General features: G+C 62.7%; 25 protein-coding genes and 1 pseudogene. 17 read left to right on the plus strand and 9 right to left on the minus strand.

From position 1 onward, the window contains the following. The first annotated feature begins 15 nt into the window (after positions 1-15). From NKJ08_RS14995 to NKJ08_RS15005, 3 genes are read left to right on the plus strand one after another with little or no spacing between them, the layout of a single operon-like run. Positions 16-1,524, plus strand: coding sequence for a sugar ABC transporter ATP-binding protein (locus NKJ08_RS14995; RefSeq protein WP_352776860.1), 1,509 nt, complete (start codon positions 16-18; stop codon positions 1,522-1,524). Further along, entirely contained in the window at positions 1,521-2,486 is a 966-nt protein-coding gene (locus NKJ08_RS15000; protein ID WP_352776859.1) for an ABC transporter permease, read from the plus strand. The genes NKJ08_RS14995 and NKJ08_RS15000 overlap by 4 nt, the downstream gene beginning before the upstream one ends. Beyond that, the gene (locus tag NKJ08_RS15005; RefSeq protein ID WP_352776858.1) at positions 2,483-3,454 is read left to right on the plus strand and encodes an ABC transporter permease; all 972 of its coding nucleotides are present in this window, start codon (positions 2,483-2,485) and stop codon (positions 3,452-3,454) included. The genes NKJ08_RS15000 and NKJ08_RS15005 overlap by 4 nt, the downstream gene beginning before the upstream one ends. Here the strand turns inward: NKJ08_RS15005 and NKJ08_RS15010 are convergent. Further along, positions 3,428-4,369, minus strand: coding sequence for an amidohydrolase family protein (locus tag NKJ08_RS15010; RefSeq protein ID WP_352525566.1), 942 nt, complete (start codon positions 4,367-4,369; stop codon positions 3,428-3,430). The two genes, NKJ08_RS15005 and NKJ08_RS15010, sit on opposite strands and share 27 nt — an antisense overlap. A 77-nt stretch (positions 4,370-4,446) precedes the next feature. Between NKJ08_RS15010 and NKJ08_RS15015 the strand changes: the two genes are divergently transcribed. The 5 genes from NKJ08_RS15015 to NKJ08_RS15035 all read left to right on the plus strand — a co-directional run bounded on the left by NKJ08_RS15015 (position 4,447) and on the right by NKJ08_RS15035 (position 8,692). After that, on the plus strand, positions 4,447-5,766 hold the full coding sequence (locus tag NKJ08_RS15015) for an alanine racemase (RefSeq protein ID WP_352782189.1): 1,320 nt from the start codon (positions 4,447-4,449) through the stop codon (positions 5,764-5,766). Positions 5,767-5,815: 49 nt separating this feature from the next. Continuing rightward, positions 5,816-6,160 carry a RidA family protein gene (locus NKJ08_RS15020; protein ID WP_352454257.1) on the plus strand — a complete coding sequence of 115 codons (345 nt, stop codon included), beginning with the start codon at positions 5,816-5,818 and terminating at the stop codon, positions 6,158-6,160. 9 nt (positions 6,161-6,169) lie between these two features. Continuing rightward, entirely contained in the window at positions 6,170-7,177 is a 1,008-nt protein-coding gene (locus tag NKJ08_RS15025) for a succinylglutamate desuccinylase/aspartoacylase family protein (RefSeq protein WP_352776856.1), read from the plus strand. Between the two features lie 54 nt (positions 7,178-7,231). Further along, positions 7,232-8,410: a hypothetical protein gene (locus NKJ08_RS15030; protein ID WP_352782191.1), complete on the plus strand. Its 1,179-nt coding sequence runs from the start codon at positions 7,232-7,234 to the stop codon at positions 8,408-8,410. Positions 8,411-8,602: 192 nt separating this feature from the next. Further along, complete coding sequence (locus tag NKJ08_RS15035; RefSeq protein WP_352776905.1) at positions 8,603-8,692, plus strand: aromatic-ring hydroxylase C-terminal domain-containing protein; 90 nt, start codon at positions 8,603-8,605, stop codon at positions 8,690-8,692. A gap of 154 nt (positions 8,693-8,846) precedes the next feature. Here NKJ08_RS15035 and NKJ08_RS15040 read toward each other — a convergent pair whose 3' ends face one another. Then, a complete protein-coding gene (locus NKJ08_RS15040; protein WP_352776854.1) occupies positions 8,847-9,923 on the minus strand; it encodes a tartrate dehydrogenase in 1,077 nt (358 codons plus the stop codon). An 80-nt stretch (positions 9,924-10,003) separates the two neighbouring features. Then, positions 10,004-10,594, minus strand: a complete 591-nt coding sequence (locus tag NKJ08_RS15045; protein ID WP_352782193.1) for a phosphatidylglycerophosphatase A family protein — start codon at positions 10,592-10,594, stop codon at positions 10,004-10,006. Between the two features lie 231 nt (positions 10,595-10,825). Here NKJ08_RS15045 and NKJ08_RS15050 point away from each other — a divergent pair, with 231 nt between their 5' ends. From NKJ08_RS15050 to NKJ08_RS15060, 3 genes and pseudogenes are all read left to right on the plus strand, one after another. Beyond that, a complete protein-coding gene (locus NKJ08_RS15050; protein ID WP_352782195.1) occupies positions 10,826-11,446 on the plus strand; it encodes a CDP-alcohol phosphatidyltransferase family protein in 621 nt (206 codons plus the stop codon). Positions 11,447-11,517: 71 nt separating this feature from the next. After that, the gene (locus NKJ08_RS15055; RefSeq protein WP_352776904.1) at positions 11,518-11,952 is read left to right on the plus strand and encodes an antitoxin Xre-like helix-turn-helix domain-containing protein; all 435 of its coding nucleotides are present in this window, start codon (positions 11,518-11,520) and stop codon (positions 11,950-11,952) included. Beyond that, positions 11,949-12,432 (plus strand): annotated as a pseudogene (locus NKJ08_RS15060) (RES family NAD+ phosphorylase). Before NKJ08_RS15055 ends, NKJ08_RS15060 begins: the two are co-directional and overlap by 4 nt. A 38-nt stretch (positions 12,433-12,470) precedes the next feature. On the opposite strand, the gene NKJ08_RS15065 reads toward NKJ08_RS15060, so the two are convergent. Beyond that, positions 12,471-13,490, minus strand: a complete 1,020-nt coding sequence (locus NKJ08_RS15065; RefSeq protein ID WP_352782197.1) for an LLM class flavin-dependent oxidoreductase — start codon at positions 13,488-13,490, stop codon at positions 12,471-12,473. Between the two features lie 251 nt (positions 13,491-13,741). Between NKJ08_RS15065 and NKJ08_RS15070 the strand changes: the two genes are divergently transcribed. Together NKJ08_RS15070 and NKJ08_RS15075 are read left to right on the plus strand one after the other, a co-directional pair. Then, positions 13,742-13,975 carry an AbrB/MazE/SpoVT family DNA-binding domain-containing protein gene (locus tag NKJ08_RS15070; protein ID WP_023679294.1) on the plus strand — a complete coding sequence of 78 codons (234 nt, stop codon included), beginning with the start codon at positions 13,742-13,744 and terminating at the stop codon, positions 13,973-13,975. Further along, positions 13,972-14,376, plus strand: coding sequence for a type II toxin-antitoxin system VapC family toxin (locus tag NKJ08_RS15075; RefSeq protein WP_352525579.1), 405 nt, complete (start codon positions 13,972-13,974; stop codon positions 14,374-14,376). Before NKJ08_RS15070 ends, NKJ08_RS15075 begins: the two co-directional genes overlap by 4 nt. 22 nt (positions 14,377-14,398) lie before the next feature. On the opposite strand, the gene NKJ08_RS15080 is transcribed toward NKJ08_RS15075, so the two are convergent. The 5 genes from NKJ08_RS15080 to NKJ08_RS15100 all read right to left on the minus strand — a co-directional run bounded on the left by NKJ08_RS15080 (position 14,399) and on the right by NKJ08_RS15100 (position 18,617). Then, positions 14,399-14,605 carry a hypothetical protein gene (locus tag NKJ08_RS15080; RefSeq protein WP_352525580.1) on the minus strand — a complete coding sequence of 69 codons (207 nt, stop codon included), beginning with the start codon at positions 14,603-14,605 and terminating at the stop codon, positions 14,399-14,401. A gap of 18 nt (positions 14,606-14,623) precedes the next feature. Then, on the minus strand, positions 14,624-15,766 hold the full coding sequence (locus NKJ08_RS15085; RefSeq protein WP_352525582.1) for a DegT/DnrJ/EryC1/StrS family aminotransferase: 1,143 nt from the start codon (positions 15,764-15,766) through the stop codon (positions 14,624-14,626). A gap of 252 nt (positions 15,767-16,018) precedes the next feature. Next, complete coding sequence (locus NKJ08_RS15090; protein WP_352525584.1) at positions 16,019-16,942, minus strand: carbohydrate kinase family protein; 924 nt, start codon at positions 16,940-16,942, stop codon at positions 16,019-16,021. Then, the gene (locus NKJ08_RS15095; protein WP_352525585.1) at positions 16,939-17,385 is read right to left on the minus strand and encodes an RbsD/FucU family protein; all 447 of its coding nucleotides are present in this window, start codon (positions 17,383-17,385) and stop codon (positions 16,939-16,941) included. Before NKJ08_RS15095 ends, NKJ08_RS15090 begins: the two co-directional genes overlap by 4 nt. A gap of 2 nt (positions 17,386-17,387) precedes the next feature. Beyond that, positions 17,388-18,617 carry an ROK family transcriptional regulator gene (locus tag NKJ08_RS15100; RefSeq protein WP_352525586.1) on the minus strand — a complete coding sequence of 410 codons (1,230 nt, stop codon included), beginning with the start codon at positions 18,615-18,617 and terminating at the stop codon, positions 17,388-17,390. Positions 18,618-18,833: 216 nt separating this feature from the next. Here NKJ08_RS15100 and NKJ08_RS15105 point away from each other — a divergent pair, with 216 nt between their 5' ends. The 4 genes from NKJ08_RS15105 to NKJ08_RS15120 all read left to right on the plus strand — a co-directional run bounded on the left by NKJ08_RS15105 (position 18,834) and on the right by NKJ08_RS15120 (position 24,608). Further along, on the plus strand, positions 18,834-19,865 hold the full coding sequence (locus NKJ08_RS15105) for a sugar ABC transporter substrate-binding protein (RefSeq protein WP_352525588.1): 1,032 nt from the start codon (positions 18,834-18,836) through the stop codon (positions 19,863-19,865). Positions 19,866-19,972: 107 nt separating this feature from the next. Next, a complete protein-coding gene (locus tag NKJ08_RS15110) occupies positions 19,973-21,130 on the plus strand; it encodes an ABC transporter permease (RefSeq protein WP_352525589.1) in 1,158 nt (385 codons plus the stop codon). Beyond that, the gene (locus NKJ08_RS15115; protein ID WP_352525590.1) at positions 21,130-21,912 is read left to right on the plus strand and encodes an ATP-binding cassette domain-containing protein; all 783 of its coding nucleotides are present in this window, start codon (positions 21,130-21,132) and stop codon (positions 21,910-21,912) included. Before NKJ08_RS15110 ends, NKJ08_RS15115 begins: the two co-directional genes overlap by 1 nt. A gap of 227 nt (positions 21,913-22,139) precedes the next feature. Continuing rightward, positions 22,140-24,608 (plus strand): glycogen/starch/alpha-glucan phosphorylase, encoded by a 2,469-nt coding sequence (locus NKJ08_RS15120; protein ID WP_352782201.1) that lies wholly within the window; start codon positions 22,140-22,142, stop codon positions 24,606-24,608. Positions 24,609-24,695 lie beyond the last annotated feature (87 nt).

Raw genomic sequence — 24,695 nt, forward strand, 5'->3', positions numbered from 1 at the left:
TGAAGGGTTGTAGCATTGACAACCACGGCTCCGCTTCTCGCCGCGCGGGGGGTGTCGAAGTCCTTCTTCGGCAACCCCGTTCTGCGCAACGTTTCCATCGCTCTCCAGCCGGGCCGCGTGCATGCGCTGCTGGGCGAGAACGGCGCAGGTAAGTCGACACTGATCAACCTTTTGTCCGGCGCCTTGCGCCCGGACGGCGGGGCGATCGAGGTCGATGGGCGCCCGGTCTCGCGCATGACCCCCGCTAATGCGCGACAGTCCGGGATCGCCGTTGTCCAGCAGGAACTCAGCCTGACAGCCAGCCTGTCCATTGCCGAAAACATCGGGCTCGGCGCCTATCCCAAGCGGTTCGGCTTGATCGACTACAACGAGCTTGCCGTCCGGGCCAGGGCCGCATGCGATCTTGTCGGGCTTTACGAACCGCTATCTACGCCGGTGGGGCACCTGTCGCTCGGCCGCCGGCAGATGGTGGAGATCGCCAAGGCGCTTTACCGCCGGCCGCGCGTGCTCATTCTCGACGAACCCACCTCATCGCTATCGGCAACTGAGACAAAAATCCTCACCGACCTGCTGGGGAGGCTTCGGGGCGAGGGCATCGCTATTCTCTATATCTCACACCGACTGAACGAGGTGATGACGCTGTGCCAGCATGTCACCGTGCTCAAGGACGGGACCTGCACGGCGGACTGCTCGCTGGAAGGAACCGATGCCGCCGGGCTGGTACGGCTGATGGTCGGCCGCGACCCCGGCGATCTCTTTCCACGATGGCGGCCTTCGCCATCGCCGGCCGACGCCATCTCGGTTCGTAATTTTTCGGCCGGCCTGATGCGCGACGTCGATCTCGACATCAGGACGGGCGAGGTGCTTGGCATTGGCGGCCTGGTCGGGCAGGGGCAGGAAGATCTGCTGCTTGGCCTCTACGGCGCGATCCCCGCCAAGACGGTATCCGCGACGGTAAACGGTGTTCCGGGTTTGCCCGGCGGCGTGCCGAAAGCCAATGCGCTCGGCCTCGCTTATGTCCCGGCTGACCGCAAGCGCGAAGGCCTGCACCTGATCCATCCCATCATCACCAATATGATGCTGCCCGCCTTCGCAAGGCTGCCGGCGCTGAAGCTGCGCAGCCGGCGTGCCGAGCGCGATATGGCAAGGGGCCTCGCCGCCCAGCTTGCCATCAAGGGCGACCTCGACCGCCCGGCGCAGGCACTCTCAGGTGGCAACCAGCAGAAGGTCGCGCTGGCGAAATGGATGCCACACGATCCGCTTGTGCTTCTCCTCAACGACCCGACGCGCGGTGTCGATGTCGAGACCAAGCGTGAGATCTACATGATGCTTCGCAAACTCGCCGCCGCCGGCAAGGCGATCGTGCTGCTCAGTTCCGACACACCCGAACTGGTGCACCTTTGCGACCGTGTCGCCGTGGTCCGCGAAGGCCGCATCGTGGCCATGCTCGAGCGCGACGCACTGAGCGAGGAAGCCATAGTTTCCGCCGCAATGGGCGCCGAACAGCAGAAAGTTGCGGCATGAGCACGGTTGCATCCTCAAGCCAAGCCGGCGCACTCTACTGGCCGGTTCAGCTGCGCCGCAATGTCGGCGTGCGCAGCCTGTTCGCTGTGGTCCTGGCGTTCGTCATTGCCTACGGTTTCCTGTTTCCCGGCCTCTTGACAGCGTCCGGTTTCGCCAAATTCACCCAGAGCTGGTTTCCGCTGGCGCTGGTCGCCATGGCCCAGGCGATCCTCATGCTCACCGGCGGTATAAGCCTGGCCATCGGTGCAATGGTCAGCCTGGGCGCGGTGATCGCTGCGACGACGATGACCGGACCGCTGGGCGTAGCCGGCGGTGCCGCAGCGGTGGCGCTGACCGGTCTCGGCATCGGTGCCGCGATCGGGTTCATCGTCGTGAAACTTCGGTTGCCAGCGATTGTGGTGACGCTCGCTGGCTCCTTTATTATCGGCGGCGCTGCGCTGCTCATCCTGCCGAGGCCGGGCGGCGCCATACCCGAGTGGCTGTCGGACCTGCTTGCCGGCAACACGCCGGCGGCATTCGTGCTGCTGGTACTCATCGTGCTTCTGTGGAAACTCTATCTCGCCACGCCGCTTGGTTTGAGCATCTATGCTGCAGGCGAAAATCCCGTCGGCGCCTACCGCTCCAGCGTGCCGGTCGACGGTGCCCGAATCGCCGCCTACGCGATTAGCGGCCTGCTTTGCACAGGCGCCGGCCTGTTCGTCGCCGCGCAAACGGGTTCGGGCGATCCAGTCATCGGCACGGCGTTCACGCTGAATTCCATTGCCGCCGCAGTGCTCGGCGGCATCGGTTTCCTTGGCGGCCAGGGTACCATGCGCGGCGCTCTTGCGGGCAGCCTGCTGCTCAGCCTGATGATCAGTGTCATGTTCTTCCTCGGCTTCACGCCGGTCGCCCAATATGTCGCCCAGGGCCTCATCATCATCGGCGCGGTCGCCATCCCGCAATTCCGCAAGGTGCAGCAATGACAGCACGGAAAGAGAGCGTGAGCGGCAGGCGCGCGCTGACGATTCTGCGCAGCCGGCCCTTCCTTACGATCGCTATAGTTGCGGCGGTGTGGATCGCGGCGAGCTTCGCTTCACCTGGCTTCGGCGCTTATGGGCATTTGCGCTATTTGGTTGAATTGGGCGCGGTGGTCGGCCTGGTTGCGGCGGGCCAAACTTTCGTGGTGATTGCCGGCGGCATCGACCTTTCCGTCGCGGCGATCGTCACTGTTAGCGCTGTCAGCCTGCCGCTGCTTTCGTGGCAGGCGGATCCGACAGGGCTCACCGCCGTTCTTGCAGTTCTCACGCTGACGACCGCAATCGGCCTGGTGAACGGGCTGGGCGTGGCGCTGTTGCGCGTTCATCCGATGATCATGACACTGGCGATGGCGACATTCCTGCAAGGTCTGCTGATCATCATCGCCGGCGGCAGTGCCGTGACCGCCGAGAACCCGCTGGTCCGCTGGCTCGGCAATGCGCGGCCGGTCGGTATTCCGGCAGGCGTGCTTTTGTGGGTGGTCATTTCAGTTATCGTTCTGACCACGATGCATGCGACATCCCTTGGCGCCCGGATATTCGCGATGGGCGCCAATCCGCTCGCCGCGGCGCTGTCCGGGGTTCCCGTCGCCTCGACCACGCTCGCGGTCTACGGCATCAGCGGCTTCTGTTCGGGACTTGCCGGTGTGTTGGTCCTCGGCATGAACGGACAAGGCTATGTCGGTATCGGCGATCCTTATCTGCTCGCCTCGATTGCCGCCGTGGTGCTTGGCGGCACCTCGATCCTCGGCGGGCTCGGCACCTATGCCGGCACCATCCCCGGCGCCATCCTGCTGGTTACGATCACGGCGCTGATCACCGTCGTCAACGCATCGCCCGGCTGGCGCAGTATCCTGTTCGGGTCGCTGATCCTAGGGCTGCTGCTTCTCTCAGGCAGAGAGCAGGCCCGCCGATGACATATCGTCCAGCCGATAAATGCGCCGTGCATTGCCGTAGAACAGTGCCGTCTGCTCGTCCGCGGAAAGCTCTCCTGCAATGGCCTTGAAGCTGTCATACACCGCATCGAACGATGCATGCAGGCCGGCGACCGGAAAGTCGCTGCCGAACATCGCGCGCCGGGTACCGAAACAGTCGATGCAATGCATGACAACCGACCTTAGGCTGTCGAGCGTCCAATCATGATCGTAGGCGACCAGATCCGATATCTTGATGGCGACGTTCTCGCGCTCCGACAAAAGCCGCAGCCCTTCGCGCCACACCCGCATCCCGTCCGCATCGCGATCGATCGGGCTGCCGCAATGGTTGAGAACAAAGAGCTGGTCCGGAAAGGCCGCTGCGAGGTGCGCCGCGCCGGTGAGCTGGCGCGGAAACACCATCAGGTCGAAAACCAGCCGGTGGCGCCTAAGCAGGGACAGGCCGGCACGCCAGGCCGGATCGTCCATGATGCCGTCACGGGGGGCAAAACGACGGGCGGGATCCGGATCCCAGCTCAGTATGTCGCGTATGCCGACGACACGGTCGAATGCCGCCTGCGCCTCGACCAGCGTCGGCGCTTGGCGGTTCGCCAGTGGTACGTGAACGACATAACGGGCGGCCACGCCGCGCGACTTGTCGAGGGTTTCAAGCCACCGCGTTTCACCGGCGCAGTCATCCCCGGCCCAACCGGCTTCAACATGGACGGTGGCGACGACATTGTGCTGGCCGGCGTCGCGCAAATAATCTTCAGGAAGGTAGTTTCGCCGCAAGGGGCCAAGCTCGCCCAGACCGCCGCGTTCGCCAGCCGTGGGCGTGAGCCAGGGATGGCGGCCGAGGCCGAGATCCCAAAGGTGATGGTGGGCATCGATGATCGGTCCGGAGTAACGCTTTGGCACGCATCTCTCTCATGGTGTGGCCGGCATCGAAAATCGATCCGGACTTCATCCTGCGAAAGCGAAAGGACTAGCATCGGATGACCGAAAACTCACCCGTACTGTCGCTCGCGACCCGTGAAAATTTCCTGCTCGACGATCGTATCCGCGGCGTGCCGCCTGGCACCCTCGGGCTGGACAGCAGCCTTGTCGCATCTGAGCGCTGGCATCCAGCGCATGGACGTATGTCGTTGCCGGTGTTGACCCTCGACGAGGAGGCCTTCATCGCCAATCGTGATCTGTTCCTGGGGTATGCGCGAGAACAGGGCGCCGTGATCGCCCCGCATGCCAAGACCCCGATGGCGCCTGACCTTGCCCGGTCCCTGATCGAGGCCGGAGCATGGGGCACGACCGTCGCCGACATAAGGCAGGCCACAGTGATGCTCAGAGCCGGGCTCTCTCGGCTGATCATCGCCAATGAGGTCGGCGGACCAGGTGGTGCGAACCGACTTGCTGTCCTTGTCGGCGCCTGGCCAAGCGCCGAGTTCTACGTTTTTGCCGACTCTTTCGACGCCGTGAATGCGCTTGCTGAAGCTTGGCGCGCCAATGCGACGCTGCCGCCATTGCGCGTGCTCGTCGAACTTGGTGCGGGGAGGGCAGGCGCCCGGACCACCGGCGAAGCCGAGGCGATCGCCGACGCGGTTGTAGCAGCCGGCGGGCGGCTGCTGATCGCCGGCGTCGCAACCTACGAAGGTGCCGCGGCGCAAGCCGATCCTGGCCGCACCGATGAGGCGATATCCGCCCTGTTGGCAATGACAGCCGATATGTTCCTGCGGCTCCGCGCCCGCGTCGGCGGCGACACCCCGCTGATCGTCACCGCCGGCGGCTCGGTGTACTTCGACAAGGTGGTCGCAGCGCTTTCGCCCCTCGTTTCCAGGGACGGCAATGCCACATTGGTGCTGCGCAGCGGCGCCATCTTCTTTCACGACCATGGCGTCTACGACAGGTCGCTCGGCGCACTCGATGCCCGCGACGGTTTTGCGATCGGCGGCGTCAGTGCTTCCGCACGAAATTCGTTCCATCCGGCTTTGCGCCTGTGGGCCGAGGTACTGTCGCGGCCGGAGCCCGGCCTTGCTATCTGCGGTATGGGCATGCGCGACGTGTCGTTCGACCAGGGCTTTCCGACGGTCGTGACCATCTTTCGTTCCGGCAAGCAGCTGCCGAAAGCGCGTGCCGAGATCTTCAAGCTCAACGACCAGCACGCCTTCCTGACAATTGCGTCGGGCGACGATATTGCCGTTGGTGACGTCGTTGAATTCGGCATCTCGCACCCCTGCACCTGCCTCGATCGCTATCGCGTGATCTTCGGCGCCGACGCGGCCGGGTATGTCCGCCACGCCTTTCCTACCTATTTCGGCTGACCAGATATCGCGGCCAATTCCAACAAAGAGAACCTCGAAAGGATCTGATATGATCAAGTACTTCCAGTCCGGCTCCCGCATGTCTCAGGCGGTCGTCTATGGCGGCCTCGTGCACATCGCAGGCCAGGTGGCAGACGACCGCAAGGCCGGCATCGAGGGTCAGACGAGCGACGTGCTCTCCAAGGTCGAGGCGCTCCTTGTCGAGGCCGGCAGCAGCAAGTCGAGGCTAGTGGCGATCAACATCTTCCTGCCGCAGATCGCCGATTTCGATGCCATGAACAGCATCTACGATGCCTGGGTGGATCCTGCGCGCCTGCCGGCGCGCGCCTGTGTCGAGGCGCGTCTGGCCGATCCCGACCTCCGCATAGAGGTCACTGCGATCGCAGCTGTCTGAGCCGCCGCCATGCACACCGGCCTCAGCCATACGCTCGACTTCGACCGGCACGGCAAGACACTCGGCCATCTCAGCATTCCGTTTTCGATCGACCGTTCGCCCTATTTCCAGGTCAAGGTCCCGATCTGCCTTGTCCGCAACGGCAAAGGCCCGTCGGTGCTTCTAATGGCCGGCAATCACGGCGACGAATATGAGGGCGAGCTGTCGCTGGCAAAGCTGATCCGCCGGCTCGATCCGAAGCGGATTAAGGGCCGCGTCACCATCCTGCCGATGGCGAACGTGCCGGCGGTGATGGCCGCAAAGCGCTGCTCGCCGCTCGACGGCGGCAATCTCAACCGCGCCTTTCCCGGCGACCCGTCGGGCACGCCGACCAGCCGGCTTGCCAATTTCCTCGAGACGGAGCTGTTCCCCAGCCACGACGTGGTCTTTGACATCCATTCGGGCGGCACCTCGATGGAACATCTGCCGACCGCGCTTGTCGAGCGCAACGCCGATCCCGAACGTCACAGGCGCGGGGTGGAGCTGATGCTGTCGCTCGGCATGCCATATGGCTTCGTGGCCGACAACGGCCAGGCCTCACCGACCTCCATGGGTGCGGCGCGCCGGGCCGGCGCCATCGGCGTCAGCGGAGAATTCGGCGGCGGTGGCACTGTCACGGTCGATACGATGGAGACTACCGCCCGCGCGATCGACAATCTGCTGATTGCGCTCGGCGTGGTTGAAGGGCCAGTTCTTGGCGCGGAGTCAAAGCCGTCGGCGCCGACGCGACTGCTTTCGCTTTCGCGGCATAGCCAAGGTCTCTATGCCACCCGCCGCGGCTGGTTTGAACCCGCCGTCAAGCTTGGCGACAGCGTGAACGCCGAACAACTGGCGGGCTGGTACCACGACCTCGAACGGCTCGACCTCGCCGAGGAAGCCCTGCACTTCGCCGAAAGCGGCATTGTGCTTTCGCGCCGGCTGCACACGATGTGCGAGGCGGGAGACTGCCTCATGCAGGTCGCCGAGCCGGTCGACTGATAAGAAGCCCTCCCGACCACACGCCCATGTCGGGATCAAGACTGAGGATAACCAATGCAACTCTCCATGTGGACCTATCCTTGGGATGTCCAGGATCTGGGCTTGGAGACGGTCGAGCGCGATCTTGTCGAGCGTGCCGGGCTCAACATGATCAGTCTGGCGACTTCGTATCACGCTGGCCGGTTCCTGCAGCCGCGCAGCCCGCGCCGGAAAGCCTATTTTCCGGAAGACGGAACCATCTATTTCAAGCCAGACGCGGCACACTGGGCCGACCTTGCCATCCAGCCCAAGGTGGCGGACGTGATCTCCGAAGGCGGCGACGTGCTTGGCGAGCTTGTCCGCAGACGAGACACCAATGGGCTGGGTGTTTCGTGCTGGACGGTCTGCCTGCACAATACCCGCCTCGGCATGCTTTATCCGCAGGCCGTCACCCGCAATGCCTTCGGCGATCCCAATTATTACAACCTCTGTCCGTCGCATCCGGATGCGCGCGCCTATGTCCGCGCGCTGGTCGCCGACGTTACGCACACTTACAAGCCGGACAGGATCGAGCTCGAAAGCCCGTCCTTCATGGGCTTCGCCCACGAATACCATCATGAGAAAGATGGTGTCGGGCTGACGCCGGAAGACGATTTTCTGTTGTCGATATGTTTTTGTCCGTCCTGCCTTGCGCGCGCGGCCGGGGCCGGCGTCGACGGCCAAGTAGCGCGCAAGCTCGTCGGGCAATGGATCGTCGAGACCTGCGAGCGCGCCGTGCCCGAACGGCGCTTTCCAGATTTTCCGAGGAGCGGCCTCGACACTTTTTTGCCATGGCCGGAACTCCATGGCTACCTGCTGTGGCGGTTCGAACCGGTGACCAGCCTGGTCGCCGAACTGCGCGAGGTGGCCGATCCGGCGACCCGCGTTGTCATCATCGATTTGAAAGACGGTTGGCTTGGCGGCTGCGATCTCGCGGCGCTCGGCAAGGTCTGTGACGGGGCAATCCTGTGTGCCTACGACATGCAGCCCGGCGATGTCGCCAGACTGATGGCGGCCGGACGCGCAGCCCTTGGCGCGGAAAAATTCCTCGGCGCCGGCTACCGGCTGTTCTATCCGGAAATGGCAGGCCCCGACATCCTCACCGCCAAGGTAAAACCTGCGATGGCGCTGGATGTCGACGGCATCAATTTTTACAATTACGGCCTTGTCCCTGCCGCACGACTCGATTGGGTGAGTGCCGCACGATCCGTTTGAAAAACCGATCCGTTGGCGCAGTCTGCTAGGACCGACCTCGCTTTGCCTTGGAGCTTTATGAGCGTGCCGACTATTCGCTTCGGTCACATTGGCCGGCGGCGGCCGGACAAGCTGGAAAGCATGGCCGTGAAGGTCCATGCGGATCGAAGATTATAGGCTCTAGCGTATTTTAGTCTTTATACGCTTCCGAGTATACGTAGCGGCGGTGCCGCCTTGGTCAGGCCGGACGGCTTTGTCGCGTGGCGGTCAACGCACGGTGTGCCTGATCCTGTACAGGTCTGATCGAAACACTTGATGGGTTCGGTTTCCACACACAGGCACACGAACACCATCGGTGAGCGGCGGCGAGTGCAGATGCCTGCCGCCTTCGGGCATGACTTGCTTGCTGATGCCATCACTGGGAATGACAGCGATGTCCGGGCGCTTGCTCCTTTTCCTACTCGTTGTCGCCGAGTAGTGCCGCGCAAACCGCTTCGGTGACCTTGTCGGTGGTGGCGGTTCCGCCGAGGTCGGGCGTGTGCAGTGAGGCGTCCGCGGTCACGCGCTCAATGGCGCGCATCAGGCGCGCCGCGGCAGTCGGCTCGCCAAGATGCTCCAGCATCATCACCGCCGACCAGAACGTGCCGATCGGATTGGCAATGCCCTTGCCGGTGATGTCGAAGGCCGAGCCGTGGATCGGCTCGAACATCGACGGAAACCGCCGCTCGGGGTTGAGGTTCGCAGTCGGCGCGATGCCGATCGATCCGGCAAGCGCCGCCGCAAGATCCGACAGGATATCGGCGTGGAGATTGGTGGCAACGATGGTGTCGAGCGAGCGCGGATTGAGGCTCATGCGCACCGTCATTGCGTCGACCAGCATTTTGTCCCATGCGACATCCGGGAAATCGGCCGCGACCTCACGGGCGATGTCGTCCCACAGCACCATGCCGTGACGCTGGGCGTTCGACTTGGTGACCACGGTCAACAGCTTGCGCGGCCGTGACCGCGCCATCTCGAAGGCGAAGCGCATGATGCGTGTTACGCCGGTGCGGGTGAAGATCGAGACCTCGGTGGCGACTTCCTCGGGCAGGCCGAGATGCGAGCGCCCGCCCTGACCGGCGTATTCGCCTTCCGAATTCTCCCGGACGATGACCCAGTCGAGATCGCCTGCCGCGACACCACGAAGCGGGCTCTCGATACCGGGCAAGATGCGGGTCGGGCGGACGTTGGCATATTGGTCGAAGGGCTGGCAGATCGCGAGCCGCAGCCCCCACAACGTCAGATGGTCAGGCACGTCGGGCGCGCCAACGGCGCCGAAATAGATCGCGTCGAAGGCCTTCAGCCGCTCAGTGCCTTCCTTGGGCATCATCACGCCGTTGACCTTGTAGTAGTCCGAGCCCCAGTCGAAGTGCTGCACTTCGAGATTGAAACCACCGTCGCGCGTGGCGCAGGCGGCCAGCGCACGAAGGCCGGCTGCTACGACTTCCTTGCCGATCCCATCGCCTGGAATGGCTGCGATTCTATAGCTTCGCATTGGTCCGGTCCTCCCCTTGTGCTGCTAAACTCCCATGGACCATCGTCCTGGCCGTTGGCAGTCGAGACCGAATGTCGCCGTTAAGGCAAATGGTCAATCAAGCCGTTCAGCAGGAGCAGCAGCACCCCGGCGGCCACAGCCGCAGCCGCGTCGTCCAGCATGATGCCGGCCCCGCCCTTGTCATGCGCGATACGGATGGGCCAAGGCTTGACGACGTCGAAAAACCGGAAAGCAAGGAAGCCTGCTGCCCACCACAGCGGGTCGAGCGGCAGCATGGAAAGTGTCACGGCGGCGCCGAAGGTTTCATCAATGACGACGATCTGCGGGTCCTCCGTCCCGGTACGGGTGACAACGTGCGACGACGCCCATACGCCGACGGCGAATAGGGCCGCATAGGTAAGCACGGTCAGCCAAGGCGATGCAGGTATCAGAGCCGCTGCAACAGCCACTCCAACCATTGCGCCGGCCGTGCCCGGCCATATTGGAGACAATCCTGCGCCGACAGAGGTTGCGAGCAGGTAGGCGAGCTTGGGTGGAAATTTATGCATCGAGTTTCGGCCGGCTTCCCACGGATGGCAAGCATCATAGTCACATCGTTCGGCTGCTGCCGCCAGACCGCGGTCGATTTGCACAACCGTCACAAGGGCATTGCCCAAACGGTGAAATGCCATCGGGCAGTTGTCGCTGTGCCCGGACGTTCTGTTTCGCCGTCAGCTTGGCAAGCACCTTAATCCGTTGGCCGCATTCGCCAAAAGAAATCGCTGTTGCGGCGAGTTGAGAACGTTGCCGAGCCCGGTTCTGCGCCCGCGTTGACCAAGTCGAACGGTAGCGACGGTGGAACAAACCCGCAAATTGCTGGTAAAGCTCCGTGAAACGACATCATCAGAGGAGCCGAGTCATCCATGATCGCCGGTCTCATGAAAAGTCGCATCGACCCGCTGTGGGAGCAGGCCGCCTCTCCGCTGATCGCGATCGGCATGACACCGAACCAGGTTACGGCCGGCGGGTTCGTGCTCGTCGCGCTGTCCTCGGGTGCCTACCTGTACCCCCAGTCAAGCGTGGCCTTCGGCCTGTGCCTGGCGTTTGCCTTCACCTTCGACGCCCTGGACGGCGCGGTCGCCCGCCGGAGGGATATGATCACCAAGGCCGGTGGCTATTTCGACGCAATGGTCGACCGGTACCAGGAACTGGCGGTCTTTGCGGCAATAGGCTGGGTCGCCGATCTGTGGGCGATCGCAATGTTCGCGTTCGCCGGCGGCATTCTCACGAGCTATGCCAAGGCGCGGACGGCGCTGGAAATCCCTGTCGAAAACTACGGGTGGCCGGATTTCTTCGAGCGGATGGAACGTCTGGTGTTCATTCTGCTCGCCGCCGACGGGGTCGCAACCGCCATGGGGGCCGCTTCGCCGTGGATTCTGGCGGGAGGGTTGGCGCTGTACGCGGTGCTGGCCAACGCCACAGCGCTGCAACGGATCAGTCGCGCATGTGCGATGCTCAAACGGGCGGACGGGAAGCAGCCGTGAGACCGCAGGAAAATACTTGCATTTGGCCTCACATGAGGCTATATCATGCTTCACATGAATGGAGAGCAGTGATGTTGGCATTTGGAAATATAGCCGACGTGCTGGGGCTGCCGCCCAAGGAGACGGCTGCACGGTCGCCATTCGGACTGATGGCTCGAATCGAACACGGATTGCCGTTGGGTGCGCTTGAACGCGTCTCACAATTGCTGGCACCGGCCGATACCCAATTCAAATATCGCCTCGTCCCAAAGGCAACTTATGAGCGCCGCAAGAGAGGTGCTCTTCGACTCTCGTCGGAAGAGGGCATGCGGGTGGCGCGGGTGGCGCGCGTATGGAACCTGGCGCTCGACGTTTGGCAGATCGAAGGTGAGGCTCGTGACTTTCTGTTTCGGCCTCATCCCATGCTGGAAGACCGGCGCCCGATCGACGTGGTCATTCAAAGCGAGATCGGTGCCGAACTGGTGCTCGATATCCTTTCAGGCCTGAAGTACGGCACCGCTGCTTGACGGCGCAGATACTCGATCGCACTCTGCAGTGCTTCAGGATCGGTGATCCAGCCGGCACATATCCGATCTTCGATGCGACGGGCTCGACGATAGCGCCTGGCCGCTGGAACACCGCCCGGCAGCCCGTTGATCTACACCAGCGAGCATTATTCGACGGCCTTGCTGGAAAAGCTGGTGCACGGCAGCGGCAGACTGCCGCCCAACCAGCATTACATCCAGATCATGCTTCCGCGCGGGCTGAGCTACGAAATCTTTTCTCAGCCGTCGTTGCCCGGATGGGACATGATGCCGGCAACGGTTAGCAAGGAATTCGGTGAGACATGGTGTGTCGAGCGCCGCAGCGCGATCCTGATCGTGCCAAGCGTCGTCGCTCGCCTCGACAACAACGTTTTGCTCAATCCGGCCCATCGGGAGTTTTCCCTGATCACAGCCAGCCTGCATCAACCCGTATACTGGGATAGCCGCCTGTTCGGCTCCTGAGCCGGGCAGAGGGGCAGGTTTCTACTCAACACATCGCGTTAGCGCCAACCCAAGCCCGGAGCGACATGGGTCAGGATCGCCTCGATGACATGGACGTTGTAGTCGACGCCGAGCTGGTTAGGAACGGTAAGCAGCAGCGTATCGGCCTCCACAATGGCTTCGTCGCCCTTTAGCTGTTCGATGAGCACGTCCGGCTCGGCGGCGTAGGAGCGGCCGAACACGGCGCGCCTGTCTGCCTCGATGTAACCGAACTGATCTCCGCTCTCATTGCCGCCGAAATAGGCGCGGTCGCGATCGTCGACTAGGGCAAAAATGCTCCGGCTGACCGACACACGCGGCTCGCGCGTGTGACCGGCCGCCTTCCAGGCCTCGCGAAAAGCCCGGATCTGTTCGGCCTGCTGGATGTGAAATGGCTTTCCGCCTTCGTCGAATTTGAGCGTGGAACTCTGCAGGTTCATCCCCAGTTTCGCCGCCCATTCTGCGGTGGCGTTTGTGGCGGCGCCCCACCAGATGCGCTCGCGCAGGCCCTCCGAGTGTGGTTCGACGCGCAGCAGGCCGGGCGGATTGGGAAACATCGGCCGCGGATTGGGCTGGGCAAAGCCTTTGCCCAGCAACAGTTCGAGCAGCACTCCGGTGTGTCTCCGGGCCATGTCGGCATCGCTCTCACCCTCTTGCGGAGCATAGCCGAAGTAGCGCCATCCGTCGATCACCTGCTCCGGCGAGCCGCGGCTGATGCCCAGCTGCAGACGCCCTCCGGCGATCAGATCGGCTGCGCCAGCGTCCTCGGCCATGTAGAGCGGGTTCTCATAGCGCATGTCGATGACCGCCGTGCCGATCTCGATACGGCTGGTCTTTGCGCCAACCGCCGCCAGCAGCGGGAACGGCGAGGCGAGTTGGCGGGCGAAGTGATGCACGCGGAAATACGCGCCGTCCGCACCCAGTTCCTCGGCGGCGACGGCCAGGTCGATGGACTGCAAAAGCGCGTCGGCTGCTGTCCGCGTCTGCGATTGCGGCGAGGGCGTCCAATGCCCGAACGAGAGAAAACCAATCTTCTTCATAAGAGAGCCAGCTTAGAGGGAGACAGATGCAGATTATGCTTCGGCGCGGAGCAAAGCATCCCAAAATTCCGCCCTGACGGGAATCTTCAAAGCCGCTCCGGCAGATTTGTGGAGAAGGGCAGGGGAGGAGTTTTGGCAGTTCTGAAGGCGAACGTGTGATCGCGAATGGCGGGATGAATGTGGATATAGCGGTTGAAATCCACCATGACCGGTAATACCTTGTTGGCTGTTGGTATTACCGAGGTGTGAACATGACCACCAAAGTCACAGCCAAGGGACAGGTGACCATCCCAAAGCCGGTTCGCGAACTGCTTGGGATTGTTCCGGGCAGCGGAGTCGATTTCCGCCGCGCCGATGACGGCAGCGTCGTGATAACGCGAAGTGACAAGAAGCAGCCCGCGAGCCGCTTCGCGAAATTGCGCGGCCATGCCGGCAAGGGCCTCGGTACCGCCGCGATCATGGCACTGACGCGTGGCGACGTGTGACGCTAGTCGACACCAACGTTCTGCTTGATCTTGTTACGGACGATCCGGACTGGGCGGACTGGTCGATCGCCCAGCTTGAGGCGCAAAGCCTGAATGGCCCGTTATTGATCAACGATGCTGTCTATGCAGAGCTTGCCGTCCGATACGAGCGCATCGAGGATCTCGACGCCTTTGTTGATGAAGCTGGTCTCGAAGTGGCTCCTATGCCACGGGCAGCACTGTTCCTCGCGGGAAAGGTTTTTACGCAGTACCGGAGATCGGGGGGATTGCGCACCGGCGTGCTGCCTGATTTCTTCATCGGTGCTCATGCCGCCGTCAATGGGCTGCCGCTACTCACGCGCGACGTTGGCCGCTACCGTACCTACTTTCCGTCGCTCAAGCTGATCACACCAAACTCGTGAATAGCCCGCCGAACACGGTCCGCTAGGAAGGTGCCGCGAACGCGAGCAATATCGCGATTAGGATCAAGAGCGGTCCCATCCATTTAAAGTGGGTCCCAAAGTTGGTCCACCATGCTTGCTGCTGGCCGGGTCGAGCTTGAGAGGGGTCCGCGAGAAATCCAAAGCCGACGCCAGCCATCCACAACCCGGCGCAGAACATGATGAACTCGTCGATGTAATCCGCGACCACTCTCTGAAACTTTCGAATTTATGCTGCCGCCACATGCGCCGAATTCGAACCGATATAGTTACGGATCGTTTCGATGATCCGGTCCTGGTCGGCCTCGCTCAGATAGGGATGCATCGGCAGGCACAGGATGCGCTTTGGCAGGTCTTCCGAAACCGCAAGACCGGTCGGCGTGCGCGGATAATCGCGATAGGCGAGCTGGCTGTGCAACGGTTTCACATAGTAGATGACCGACGGAATGCCCTTATCGCCGAGATGTGCCTTGAGCCCGTCGCGCTTCGGCGTTTCGATGGCGTATTGCGCCCAGGCCGAGCGGCCGCCGCCCAGATTACGCGCCGCCTTGACGATATCGCCGAGACCTTCGGCATAGCGATTGGCGACCGCTTGCCTTGCCACCATCTCGTCTTCGAGAATGGCCAGCTTCTCGATCAGGATCGCCGCCTGCAGCGTGTCGAGCCGCGAGTTGATGCCGACGCGGACATTGTCGTATTGCGTTTCGCCCTTGCCGTGGAAGGCGAACGAGCGCAGCTGTTCGGCCAGCGCATCGTCATTGGTGAACATCGCACCGCCGTCGCCGTAGCAGCCGAGCGGTTTTGCCGGATAGAAGCTGGTTGAGCCGACGGTGCCGAACGAGCCGCACATCTTGCCGTCAGCCGAGCCGCCGGTCGCCTGCGCCGCATCCTCGATGACCATCAGGCCTTCCCGGTTGGCGATGGCCACGATCGCCTCGTAATCGGCGGCGAGGCCGAACAGGTCGACGGGAATGATCGCCTTCGGCTTCAGCCGGCCTTCCGCCTTGATCATGGCGATCGCCGCCGCGAGACTGGCGATGTCGATATTGTAGCTGTCGGCATCGACGTCGACGAACACCGGTTCGGCCTTGGTCAGCGCCACCACTTCGGCTGTGGCGGCAAAGGTGAAGCTCGGCACGAACACCGCATCGCCCGGGCCGATGCCGGCAGCAAACAGCGGCAGCAGCAGCGCGTCCGTGCCGTTGGCGCAAGCGACCACATGCTTGGTGCCGATATAGGCGGCGAGCTTGTTTTCGAATTCGGTGACCTGAGGCCCCAGAATATAGCGGCCCTCGTCGACGACGCGGTCGATTGCCGCCTTCAGCCTGTCGCGGATGCGTTCGCGCTGCGCGCCAAGATCGATGAACTGCATGTCGGCCTCAAACGGTTTTAGCCAGATAACCGGCCGCTGGTAGCAGACTTGGCACGGCCGAGAAAGCCGCAGGGCAAAACCCAGAATTGCTCAAGTGTCGCAGCCTGTTACCTCTGATTTCCGATCTGCCCTCTTAAACGCGGGGAAATCCGGGATTCGGCCTGCTGATGTGGCCTTTGTATCCCGCCTCACCAGCTGGGCGAAACATAAAGTGATCGCCGGCAAGCAGTCCATGAGGCTGTTGTCAGCCGGTCAGGCGATTTCATGCCGCCACGGTGGGTTGGCGCCGGCCCGCGATACCGTCACCGCCGCGGCTTTGGCGCCGAGCGTCAGCGCCTTGTGGATGGCTTCTTCCGGCAGGCTGGCGATTGCCGTCTTCGATAGCAGGCCCTGCTCGTGCAAGGAGGCAAGAATGCCGGCATTGAACGTGTCGCCGGCGCCGACGGTATCGACCACCTTCACCTTGTCCGGCACGACCGTGACCCGGTGCTGGCTGCTGTAACCGACCGCGCCTTCGCTGCCGTGGGTGACGACGATCAGCTTTGGGCCGCGATCCAGCCAGTTGCGGACGACGTCCTCATGCGAGCCGGCTTCGCCGAACCAGTTCAAATCCTCGTCCGACAGTTTCACGATATCGGCCATCGCCATCATGCTGCGGATGCGCCTGAGGTGCCTGGCCTTGTCGGGAATGAAGTTTGGCCGGATGTTGGGATCGAGCATCGTCACGCGGTGCTCGTGCTCGCGCCGCATGAACTCCTCATAGGCCGATCCGGCGGGTTCCGAGATCAGGCTGATGGCGCCGAACAGCATCGCCTCGATCTCGCTGCCGAGTTCCGGCAGGTCCTCGATGGTCAGCATGCGCCCGGCCGTGTTCTCGTCGTAGAACGTGTAGGTCGCCTGGCCGTTGGTGAGCCGCACGAAGGCAAGCGTGGTCGGTCGTGGTGAGGTGTGCGCATAGGTCGAGCTGACCTTGCTGGCCCCCAGCGCCTCCCTGAGCTGGCCGCCGAACAGATCCGACGACAGGCCGGAGAAGAAGCCGGCCGGCGCGCCAAGCCGGCCGAGCGCAATTGCCGTGTTGAACACGGCACCGCCGACATAGGGGGCAAAGGCCGGCTCGCCGTCGGTTGTGGTGCGCGGCAGCATGTCGATCAGGGCTTCGCCGCAGCAGAGAATCATGAATTGTTGCTTTCCGGCGGATAGATCACGCCCTTGCGAATGATGATGTTGGCGTAGAGCCGCGGCTCGCTCGTCGCGACGATCGCGTGCGCGGCCTTGACCCGTGCATAGAAGTCGGGGCCGGCAAGCGCAACCACCTTGCGGCCCGGCGCACGTCTGGCGCAGATCGCTTCGATCTCATGATGAACCGGATCGGCGAGCAGGGGATCGCCTTTGGCCGAGGCGCGAAACAGCGCCTGCGGCACGGCGTCGTCGACAGGCAACACGCTCAATACGGCATCCAGCACCGGGACGAGATGATGACCGTCGGCGCGGATCAACCGTTGTGCCTGTTGCTCGGCCGGGTAGTTGCCGTCGACCAGCGCGATCTCGTCGCCATGGCCCATTGCGCGCAATATCGCCAGAAGCTCCGGGCCGAGCAGCGCCGGGATGCCGATCAGCATGCTCAGAAGCTCCGGGAAATCGTGGTCGAGCCGATGAGGAAGCGCTCCGATAGCGGCAGGCTGGCACCACCCAGCGCCCGCGCATGGATGCCGACCGTTCCCTCGCGAACGGCTGGAAGCCGCAGACCTTCGCCGTCGATCCTGCCGATGGCCTGGATGACCGCATCGACAAGCCGCCTGCGCACGCCGAGCGGCATCCATCCGTCGATCACCGCGGCTTCGAAATCGATGACGGAGGACGCCGCAACAATGGCATAGGCGAGCGCCTGCGAGGCGCTTGCGATCCAGTCGTCGAGCTCGGCGCCGATCTCGCCCCAGTCCTGCGGCGAGGTCCACAGATGCGACGCCTCGACGCCACGCGCGTTGAGCGCCTTTTCCAGCGTGGCGATCGAGGCCACGTCGATCAATTGCGTCGGCTTGCCGTCCGGCCCGGGCACCGGCATCGAGCCCAGCGCGCCGGCATTGCCGGTTGGGCCGCCAAAAAGCCGGCCGTTCAGCACGATGCCGCCGCCGGCAAAGGCGCCGATATAGAAATAGACGAAATCGCGCGCCGCGCCCGCCGTCTGGCCGAACACGAGCTCGGCGCCGCAGGCCGAGGTGGCATCGTTCTGCAGATAGACTGGAAATTCGCATTGCGCCTGGATGTCGCCGCGAATATCGCGATGGCGCCATTCGTCCATGATTTCGCGCGGCGCGCCGGCGGTGTCGGCCCAGTTCCACAATTCGAACGGCATCGCGATGCCAAGCCCGGCAATGCGTTTGTCCTGCGCCGGGGTGAGTTCGCCGCGCATCTTCTTCATGCCGCTTGTGACGAATTCCACCGTCTCGCGCGGCGCCGGATAGCGGTAGGAATGCTGCAGCATCGAGCGTACGTTGCCGAGGAAATCGATCAGCACCAGCTCGGCGCTGCGGCGGCCGATCTTCAGGCCGATGAAATAGGCGCCGTCGGGATTGAGCGCCATCGGGATCGAGGGCTGGCCGATCTTGCCGCGCAACGGCGCCTGGCGGACGAGCAGGTCGTCCTCCTCCAGCTCGCGCATGATGACCGAGACCGTCTGCGCCGAAAGGCCCGTCATGCGTGCAATGTCGGATTTGGCCAAGCTGCCGTGCTGGCGCACCAGCGACAGCACCAGCCGCTCATTGTGGTCCCGCATGCCGCTCTGGTTGGTTCCGCGGTGAATATGGCTTTCGGCTGCCTCGGGCGAACCGTGCCTCGCAATGCCGGTCTCCACCCTGTTCCTCCGTCGTTACCCTCAATGCTTTTGGGTCAGAATGGGGGAACGATGCAAGGCTGTCAATAATAAATAAGAGTGATTTAATTATTGACAGGCGATCGCGATTGGTGTTTCGTCAGCATAAGGGCGCTCGACTGGGAAGAGTGCGCGAACGCCTGCATGATGGCTCCGGGTGGCCCGGTGCTGCATGGCTTGTCTGGGAGGAGTACCTTGATGAAAACGTCCGTACTGAAGTCTGCGTTGCTCGGCGCGACCGCAAGTGCCCTTGTTGTATTGGCCGCTCCTGCATACGCCGCCGACATCGGCGCCTGCCTGATTACCAAAACCGATACCAATCCCTTCTTCGTCAAGATGAAGGAAGGTGCCACAGCCAAAGCCACCGAACTCGGTGTCAGCCTCAAGGCCTATGCCGGCAAGGACGACGGCGACAATGAAGGCCAGGTCGCAGCGGTCGAAACCTGCATCGCGGATGGCGTCAAGGGCATTCTGATCACCCCTTCGGACAGCAAGGCCATCGTTCCGACGATCAAGAAGGCGCGTGACGCCGGCATCCTCGTGATCGCGCTCGATACACCGCTTGACCCGATCGATGCCGCCGACCAGACCATGGCCACCGACAACTTCGAAGCCGGCCGGCTGATCGGCGCCTACGCCGCCGCCAAGCTCGGCGACAAAGCCAAGGATGCCCGTATCGGCTTCCTCGACATCAATACCAAGCAAGTCACCGTTGACGTGCTGCGCGACCAGGGCTTCATGAAGGGCTTCGGCATCGACGTGAAGGATGTCAACGTGATCGGTGACGAGGACGATCCGCGCATTGTCGGCCACGACTATACCAACGGCAATCCGGAAGGCGGCCGTCAGGCCATGGAAAACCTTCTGCAGAAGGACCCCACGATCAACGTCATCCACACCATCAATGAGCCCGCGGCCGCGGGTGCCTATGAAGCTCTCAAGGCGGTCGGCAAGGAAAAAGATGTTCTCATCATGTCGGTCGACGGCGGCTGCCCGGGTGTGAAGAATGTCGCCGAAGGCGTCATCGGTGGAACCTCGCAGCAGTACCCGCTGCTGATGGCGTCGATGGGCGTGGAAGCCATCAAGAAGTTCGCCGACTCCGGCGAGAAGCCGAAGGTGACGGAAGGCAAGACCTTCTTCGACACCGGCGTCACGCTGATCACCGACAATCCGGTGGAAGGCGTTCCCTCGATCGACACCAAGGAAGGCCTGGCCAAGTGCTGGGGCTGATTTGACACGCGCTGACTAAGAGCGCGAATATCGTTTTCGTGCGGGAGGGCGGTCTCCAGGCCGCCCTTTTGCGCGAAGGAGGAAACAACATCGCGGGAGGAATCGAGATGACCGACGCATCGGCGAGCGCCGGGCGACCGCAAGAGTACGAGAAGGTTCTCGCTGACAGTGACGCGTCCGTGGCGAGCTTCGATACCCACAGCAAGTCGCCGATTGAAAAATTCCAGCATGCGCTCCATGCGAACCAGGCGGCTGTTCCGCTGATCGTGCTGGTGGTGTCGATCCTGATCTTCGGTATCCTCGCCGGTCCCAAATTCTTCAACTGGTTCGCGCTCACGCTGATCCTTCAGCAGGTGGCCATCACCGGCATCATCGGGGCGGCGCAGACCCTCGTCATCCTCACCGCCGGCATCGATCTTTCGGTCGGCGCCATCATGGTGCTGTCGTCGGTGGTGATGGGGCAATTCGCGTTTCGCTATGGCTTGCCGGTTCCGTTGTCCCTTCTCTGCGGCTTCGGTTGTGGCGCGCTGTGCGGTTTCATCAATGGCGTCCTTATCGCCTACATGAAGCTGCCGCCCTTCATCGTGACGCTTGGCACCTGGCAGATCTTTTCGGCTGCCAACTTCCTCTATTCCCGCAACGAGACGATCCGCGGCCAGGACGTCGAGGCCCAGGCTCCGCTTCTGCAATTGTTCGGCAACAAGCTCAAATGCGACGGGCACCTCTGGCAGAACTTCGTGTGCGACTACGTACCGCCGGTCAGATGGCTGTTTGACGGCCTGTCCCTCGTCGGGGCGACCATCACGCTCGGCGTCGTCACCATGGTGCTGCTCGTCTTGCTGCTCTGGTATATCCTCAATTACACGGCCTGGGGCCGCCACGTCTACGCGACGGGCGACGATCCGGACGCGGCCGATCTGTCCGGCGTGCGCGTGCCGCGCATGCTGGTCCAGGTCTATACGATCTCGGGCTTGATCTGCGCCTTCGCCGGTTGGGTGCTGATCGGCCGCATCGGCTCGGTGTCGCCCACGGCGGGCGCTTTCGCCAACATCGAATCCATCACCGCCGTGGTGATCGGCGGCACCTCACTGTTCGGCGGCCGCGGCTCGATCCTCGGCATGATCTTCGGTGCGCTCATCGTTGGCGTCTTTCAGCTCGGACTTCGGCTTATTGGCACCGATCCGCAATGGACGTTCTTCCTGATCGGAGTTCTCATCATCGGTGCCGTCGCGGTCGATCAGTGGATCAGAAAGGTTGCAGGCTAATGTCGCGCGAACCCATCCTCACAACCCGCGGTCTGGTCAAGCGTTACGGCCGCGTTACCGCGCTCGACAATGCGGATTTCGATCTCTACGCCGGCGAAATCCTCGCGGTGATCGGCGACAACGGTGCCGGCAAGTCGTCGCTCATCAAGGCGATCTCCGGCGCCATCACCGCTGATGAAGGCGAAATCCGTCTTGACGGCAAGGTTACGTCCTTCAAGTCGCCGATGGAGGCACGCGATGCCGGCATCGAAACCGTCTACCAGAACCTCGCCCTGTCACCAGCGCTCTCCATCGCCGACAACATGTTCCTTGGCCGTGAGATCCGCAAACCTGGCTTGCTCGGCCAATGGTTTCGGATGCTGGACCGCCGGGCGATGGAAAAGCGCGCCCGCGACAAACTCTCCGAACTCGGCCTGATGACCATCCAGAACATCAGCCAGGCCGTGGAAACGCTCTCGGGCGGCCAGCGTCAGGGCGTAGCGGTGGCGCGCGCTGCCGCCTTCGGTTCGAAGGTCGTCATCATGGACGAGCCAACGGCGGCCCTCGGCGTCAAGGAATCTCGCCGCGTGCTCGAGCTGATCCTCGACGTCAAGAAGCGCGGCCTGCCGATCGTGCTCATCTCGCACAACATGCCGCATGTCTTCGAGGTGGCGGACCGCATTCATATCCATCGATTGGGCCGTCGCCTCTGCGTCATCGATCCCAAGCAATATACGATGTCCGACGCCGTCGCCTTCATGACCGGAGCGAAGCTTCCGCCAGAGGCGGTGCTGGCGGCCTGATGCATGTCGCCCAAAAGTGCGCAGCGGTTTGGGACAACGACATGCAAAAACAAGAACGTGAAGCGCGTCGGTTTGGATCTCTGCGGCGCGCTTTAATTTGCCAAATTGCCGCGGGGTAAGCCGACCCGTCGCCGCCTAATCGATTGAACATATAGCGATATGCGCTAGCATGGGCTGGGAGGAACGGTGAAAGCCGGTATGATCATAGCAACCGCACGAGAGGCAGCATGACGCGCGCGATGACAACCGAAGCTCCTCTGCCCACACTCGAAAACCCGGATCCCAAGACACTCGCCGACGAAGTCTTGCAGGCCCTCAAATACAGGGTCGGCAAGGGCACCAGCGTTGCAACGCAGTACGATTGGCTCACCGCCTCGATCAAGGTTGTGCGTGACCGCATCGTCGATCACTGGATGCAGGCGACGCAAGAGGCCTACGCCCAGCAGGAAAAGCGCGTCTATTACCTGTCGCTGGAATTCCTCATCGGCCGCCTGATGCGCGATGCCTTCTCCAATCTCGGCCTGATGGACAATATGCGCGAGGCGCTGTCGTCGCTTGGCGTCGACCTCGACATCATGGCTGCGCTCGAACCGGACGCGGCCCTTGGCAATGGCGGTCTTGGCCGGCTCGCCGCCTGCTTCATGGAAAGCATGGCGACCGTCAATATCCCCGCGCATGGCTACGGCATTCGCTACGCCAACGGCATGTTTCGGCAGGAGATCCATGACGGCTGGCAGGTCGAACTGCCCGAGACATGGCTCGATCACGGCAACCCCTGGGAGTTCGAGCGCCGCGAGCGCTCCTTCGAGGTCGGCTTCGGCGGCTCGGTGGAATCGATCACCTCGAAGGACGGCAGGCTCGAGCGCCATGTCTGGAAGCCGACCGAACATGTTCTGGCTGTCGCCTACGACACGCCGGTGGTTGGCTGGCGGGCCAACCGCGTCAACACGCTGCGGCTGTGGTCCGGCATGCCGATCGATCCGATCCTGCTCGACAAGTTCAACGCCGGCGATCACATCGGCGCACTCGCCGAAAGCAACAAGGCCGATGCCTTGTCGCGCGTCCTTTACCCGGCCGATTCCCACAAGGCCGGCCAGGAGCTGCGGCTCAGGCAAGAGTATTTCTTCTCCACCGCCTCGCTGCAGGACATCGTCCAGCGCCATCTCAGCCAGTATGGAGACCTTAAGTCGCTGCCCGACAAGGCGGCGATCCATCTGAACGACACCCACCCGGCGATCGCCGTGGCCGAGCTGATGCGCCTGTTGATGGATGTCCACGGCATGGATTTCGACCAGGCCTGGAGTATCACCAAGCGCACCTTCGGCTACACCAATCACACGCTGCTTCCCGAAGCGCTCGAAAGCTGGCCGGTGCCGCTGTTCGAGCGGCTGTTGCCGCGCCACATGCAGATCGTCTACGCCATCAACTCCGAAGTGCTGCTCGAGGCGCGCGCCTCCGACCAGTTCTCGAACGAGCAGATCAGCCACATCTCGCTGATCCAGGAAAATGGCGAGCGCCGGGTGCGCATGGGCAATCTGGCCTTTGTCGGCTCGCACTCGATCAACGGCGTCTCGGCGCTGCATACCGAGCTGATGAAGGAGACGGTGTTTGCCGATCTCCACAAGCTCTACCCGGACCGCATCAACAATAAGACCAATGGGATCACGCCGCGGCGCTGGCTGATCCAGTGCAATCCCGGCCTCACGGCACTCACCCGCGAGGCGATCGGCGACGGCTTCCTCGACGACATCGACGAGATAAAGGGGCTCGACCCTTTTGCCGAAGACGCCGCCTTCCGCGACAAGTTCGCTGCCGTCAAACGGGCGAACAAGGCACGGCTGGCCAATCTCGTCGCCGACCGGCTCGGCATCAAGGTCGACCCATCGGCGCTGTTCGACATCCAGGTCAAGCGCATCCACGAATACAAGCGCCAGCTCTTGAACATTCTCGAAGCGGTCGCGCTTTACGACCAGATCCGCTCCCATCCGGAGCGCGATTGGATGCCTCGCGTCAAGTTCTTCGGCGGCAAGGCGGCGCCCAGCTATCACAACGCCAAGCTTATCATCAAACTTGCCAACGACGTCGCCAGGGTCATCAACCGCGACCCGGCGGTGCGCGGCTTGCTGAAAGTGGTGTTCGTGCCGAACTATAATGTCAGCGTTGCCGAGATCATGATGCCGGCCGCCGATCTTTCGGAGCAGATATCGACCGCCGGCATGGAAGCGTCCGGCACCGGCAACATGAAGTTCGCGCTGAACGGCGCGCTGACCATCGGCACGCTCGACGGCGCCAATGTCGAGATCAAGGAATGCGTCGGCGACGACAACATCTTCATCTTCGGCCTGACTACCGATGAGGTCGCCGAGCGGCGCAACAATGGCTACGATCCGCGCGCCGTGATCGAGGGATCGCCTGAATTGGCGCAGGCGCTTGCCGCGGTTTCGTCCGGGGTCTTCTCGCCTGACGATCCGGACCGTTATCGGGACCTGATCAACGGCCTCTACCAGAGCGACTGGTTCATGGTCGCTGCGGATTTCGATGCCTACGCCGCCACCCAGCGCGATGTCGATGCCGTCTGGCGCAACAGCCCGGACTGGTACGCCAGAGCCATCCGCAATGTCGCCCGCGTCGGCTGGTTCTCGTCCGATCGAACGATCCGCCAATATGCGAAAGACATCTGGCACGTGCCCGCCTGATATGATTGCATGAGGCCACGAACAATGTAGCCCTAGTGGAGTGAATTTGACCTTCGCATCCGATGGAGGGTCATGCGGCATGCGAAT

Origin of the sequence: Mesorhizobium sp. M0244, assembly GCF_040321795.1 — a bacterium.
Classification (GTDB): domain Bacteria; phylum Pseudomonadota; class Alphaproteobacteria; order Rhizobiales; family Rhizobiaceae; genus Mesorhizobium.